Genomic DNA, 2539 nt, shown 5'->3' on the forward strand with positions numbered 1-2539 from the left:
AGTTAGTTTGTCTAGCATCTAAAAATAAAAATTGACGTTTCACGTTGTTTGTTTCGTTCAGTTTTCAAAGAACTACTTAGTCGCTCATTTGCGACTCCCTTATGTTAACATCTTCATGTTTCAATGTCAACTAAGTTTTTTTATTTCGTTTGTCGTTTTTTGCATTATTGCATCGGCGACTTGTTTTATATTACACCTCAATATAATAATAGTCAATATTAATCTTTCGTTTTTTTTAAAAAGATGAAAGCTACTCTCATACCCCTTCTTTATTTCTCATACATATTAATAAGATAACTGAAAGGAGTGTAGAGATTGTTCGATTCTTCTTTATTACGCATCATAAGCACCCATTCAAGAATTCCAAACTATCATAGAAATTTCCCCATCATTCTATTCTGGAGTCAAAAAAGCGGTTGCACCTCTCTTGCTAATTGGTTCTTTTACCAGATTGATTTATTACAAACAGCTCTAAGCTATAGTCCTTTCATTCATAATTATGAATATCATATATACAAAAATACACCTGCCTATAGTGTACGACTAGGTATAGCGTTACGAGAAAAACAAAAAGAAACTTTTAAACTTGTTCGCAACCCTTATAGGAGGGCAGTCAGTTCTTTCGTATCCTTAATTGCACCTCCTTATGTGGAAAATCCCGAATGGAAACCCATCCGAAAGTTTTTATATCGAGATGAAAACTCTCCTAAAGGGATCTCATTTAAACAATTTCTATACTACTTATTTATTAAAGGTGCTCAAGCAGATGATATTAACCCACATTTCACACAACAATATATAACTGGTGAAGAAGAATATGTGACCAATTATATATACTTAGAAAACTTCAATCAGGAAATGAAAGAATTAGAAAAGCGTTTCGAATTAAAAGTTGCACCAATAAATGAGTTCTCAACATCTTGGCATCATCAAACTCCCACCATGATTTATAAAGGGGATTTTAGTGAAGCCGATATTACGAATCCTTTATTCCCTCGCCATCCTACTTTCGAAAGTTTTTACGATACTGAGTGTATGCAGCTCGTTCAAACAATATTTCAAAATGATTTCGATACGTATAGATATAGCAAAGAATATCCATACTAATTTCAGTCTATTTTCTTTGCTAAATATAAAAAGATACCTCATATATATAAGGTATCTTTTTAACATTTTTAATTATATAAAACATACTGTTTAACAGTCCCGACTCTACACCTTATTACCTTTTAATAGATTACGTATTTTTTGCTTATCCGCCCATCCTACTCCAATTAAAACTAGACTTGCCCCCATTATTACCCTCCATGTCAGAGATTCATTTAATAGGATAATTGAAGTAACAATGCTTATTAACGGTAATGCATTTAAATATAATCCACTTACTGATGCAGAAACTCTCTCTAGCGCTTTATTCCAGAACCAATATGCTAAAATTGTTGCTCCAATAACAAGGTACATTACACTAAATCCCGTTTTCCAAGTTTCAATCTTTGGGAAACCGTAATAAAGAATTTCTACCAAGGCAAACGGCAATAGAATAACAGCTCCGATAATTAAAGTTAATGTGGTAAATACCTCATTTGATAAATACTGTTCTTGTTTTGGTCGTTTTAACAAAACTGTGTAGAAAGCAAATAGAAAAGTACTCAATAATATAAGTACATCTCCTATTAAAGATACTTCTTGATCAACACCTTTAGATGGAATCGTAATAAAGAGTACTCCTATAGCCCCCAATATAATTCCTATCCAATAATTCAACTGAATTTTCTCTTTCAAAAAGAATGCTGAAAATAGAATTGTAACTAATGGTAATGCAGCATCTATGATACTAACATGTAATCCACTTGTTAAAGAAATGCCGTAGGATGTAAACATAAAATATCCAGCTACACCGGTAAAAGCTAACAAACTCATTCTTTTCCATAGAACTTTTTTATGTACAACTGATTTTTGTAGTTGTTTAAATGAGAATAGCATACAAATTCCACCCGCAAAGAAAAGACGAATAAACAACAAAGTAAACGGTTGAATAGATTCTAACGCCCATTTCGTTGGCGCAATGGCTGTCCCCCATAATATAACAGCCACTAATAACATGCATATTTCTTTCATAATCCCCCACACCCATCAAAAATATATGTTAACTACCTTAATTATAGATTCATCCTTATGTAAAACCCTAAAAAAACAAAGAGGTTATGTAAGAGTAAAAATTTTTTTGTTCATTTTACAACTAAATTCATGCAAAAGGTAATTCTTACCTTTAATTTACATTTAAATATATTACTTTATAACCTTCTTATCACTTTATATCGTTTCTATTTTATCTTTTTTCTTCTTTAGGACTATTAAAATTATAGATTATAACAGCTGATAAATAAAAATAAACATAAAAAAACCTAAGTCGAATCGACTTAGGTTTTTGCTTGGCGACGTCCTACTCTCACAGGGACAAGGTCCCAACTACCATCGGCGCTAGAGAGCTTAACTTCCGTGTTCGGTATGGGAACGGGTGTGACCTCTCTGCCATCAT

The 2539-nt window shown here is 32.3% G+C and carries 2 protein-coding genes and 1 rRNA gene; 1 reads left to right on the forward strand and 2 read right to left on the reverse strand.

The window, feature by feature from the left end; all coding sequences use genetic code 11:
• The first annotated feature begins 315 nt into the window (after positions 1-315).
• A complete protein-coding gene (locus ACS2MN_RS30855) occupies positions 316-1107 on the forward strand; it encodes a sulfotransferase family 2 domain-containing protein (RefSeq protein ID WP_098955547.1) in 792 nt (263 codons plus the stop codon).
• A gap of 105 nt (positions 1108-1212) precedes the next feature.
• On the opposite strand, the gene ACS2MN_RS30860 is transcribed toward ACS2MN_RS30855, so the two are convergent.
• Both ACS2MN_RS30860 and rrf read right to left on the reverse strand, forming a co-directional pair.
• Positions 1213-2118, reverse strand: coding sequence for a DMT family transporter (locus ACS2MN_RS30860; protein WP_346995208.1), 906 nt, complete (start codon positions 2116-2118; stop codon positions 1213-1215).
• 312 nt (positions 2119-2430) lie between these two features.
• Positions 2431-2539, reverse strand: a 5S ribosomal RNA gene (rrf, locus tag ACS2MN_RS30865); the annotation flags it as partial.

The sequence above is a fragment of the Bacillus cereus group sp. BceL062 genome, assembly GCF_051780025.1.
Lineage (GTDB): Bacteria > Bacillota > Bacilli > Bacillales > Bacillaceae_G > Bacillus_A > Bacillus_A toyonensis.